3 protein-coding genes are annotated in these 1559 nt (G+C 77.4%); all 3 read right to left on the minus strand.

Annotation, left to right across the window (positions count from 1 at the left end; all coding sequences use genetic code 11):
• Nucleotides 1-885 (minus strand): bifunctional DNA primase/polymerase (locus tag ABZW03_RS40735; RefSeq protein ID WP_355269902.1); only part of this gene is annotated, 885 nt, incomplete at its 3' end.
• A 63-nt stretch (nucleotides 886-948) separates the two neighbouring features.
• On the minus strand, nucleotides 949-1305 hold the full coding sequence (locus ABZW03_RS40740) for a hypothetical protein (RefSeq protein ID WP_355269904.1): 357 nt from the start codon (nucleotides 1303-1305) through the stop codon (nucleotides 949-951).
• On the minus strand, nucleotides 1302-1559 hold a 258-nt coding region (locus tag ABZW03_RS40745), incomplete at its 5' end, for a DNA cytosine methyltransferase (RefSeq protein ID WP_355269906.1). The genes ABZW03_RS40745 and ABZW03_RS40740, both read right to left, overlap by 4 nt.

Consider the following 1559-nt stretch of genomic DNA (forward strand, 5'->3'; position numbering starts at 1 on the left):
GATGGTCGCGTCGGCCTCACGCGCGGGCAGGCCGGCCTGCTCCGCCGCCCCCTTAAGAGCGTTCTCGACCTCGGCCCGGCTGAGCTTGCCGCTGGCGACGAAGCGGCCCAGCGCGCGGGCGGCCCGGGTGAGGGCCCAGTTGCGGGTGCCCTCCGGGGCGCCGGCGACGTTGGCCGTCTCGCCGCGCAGGGCGGCGTCCACGTACGCGGGCCGGTCGCCGGTGGTGCGGCGGCCGGGCCGGAAGAGCGGGGCGACGGGCCTGGGCGGCGGGGTGAGCAGTCGGGCGATCCAGTCGGGCAGCGGAGCCGGGTCGCGGTCGAGGACGACGTCGTAGCGGCGCCTGGCGACGTTGCTGCCCGCGGCGACGACGTAGCCGCCGCCTGCCCGGGTGTCGATCAGCCAGCCCAGTCCGGAGCCGTAGCGGCCGGCGGTGTTGCGCAGGGCGAGCCCGGTGGGCGCGGTGAAGTAGAGGTGCTGGCCGCCGCTGGGGGTGGTGACGGTGTAGGTGTCGTCCGGGAACGGTCGGCCGGTGCGCTCGCACAGCGCGGCCAGCACGTCGTACCCGTCCGTCACCCGCTGGTCCTCCCACTCCGGGGGCACGGTGGCGCCGGGCTTGGGGGTGTCGAGGTCGATGACGACCAGGCCGGAGGGGCCGGTGGCCAGGCCGATCCCGTACGGCCCGTGCGACCAGGTGCGGCGCACGGTCTCGGGGTCGAGGGTGGCGCGCTGTTCCCAGCCCTGGTGGCCGGTGGTGCAGGGGCCGGTGCGGGGGCAGGCGGTGGAGGAGTGCAGGGCGGGGCGCTTGCTGCGGGGCAGCAGCGGGAAGACGTGCCAGCCGCGTTCGACGGCGGCGAGGGCGGCGGTGAGCAGGGGGTTGCCGGTCACGGCGGTCCCTTCGGCGGGTAGGGCCCCGGGGCCGCGTGCGGCGGCCCCGGGGGCGGGAGAGGGTTAGAAGAGGGCGTTCGGCTCGGCGGGCGGGGCGGCGGCCTGGCGGGCCTTGGCGGCGGCGCGGCGGGTGGCGTCGTGGCAGGCCGGGCACCACGCCGCGAGCGCCTGCTTGGGCAGGGCGGCAACCTGGTGCGGGGGCAGCAGCAGGGCGGCCGGGTCGGCCGGGGCGGCGAGCAGGCGGACGGGGCCGGTGCCGTGGCGGGAGCCGTAGCCGCCGTGGGTGTTCTTGCAGCGGCCGCCGTCGCGCTCGTGGTTGGTGCCGCAGGTGCCCCGGCACTGGCAGCGGCCCGAGGCGGCCGCCAGGACGGCGCGCCACAGGCCTTGGCTGTCGCCGAGGGGCGGGGTGCGGCCGGTCACGAGAGGGCGCCGGGTTCGGGCAGGTCGTGGCCGGTGACGGCCTCGACGAGGGCGGAGAGGAGGATCTCGGCGACGGGCGGGGTGACGGCGTTGCCGTACTGGCGGACCTTCTCCCGCTTGTTGCCGAGCACGGTGTACTGGCGGGGGAAGGCCATCGCCCTGCCGATCTCCCCGGGCTCCAGCATCCTGAACAGCACCTCCTCCACCGGCACCTGACGGCCCCGCACGAGCGCGTAGCGGTCGCGGGTGGTGAG

It is taken from the genome of Kitasatospora sp. NPDC004799, assembly GCF_040609095.1.
Taxonomy (GTDB): Bacteria; Actinomycetota; Actinomycetes; order Streptomycetales; family Streptomycetaceae; genus Kitasatospora.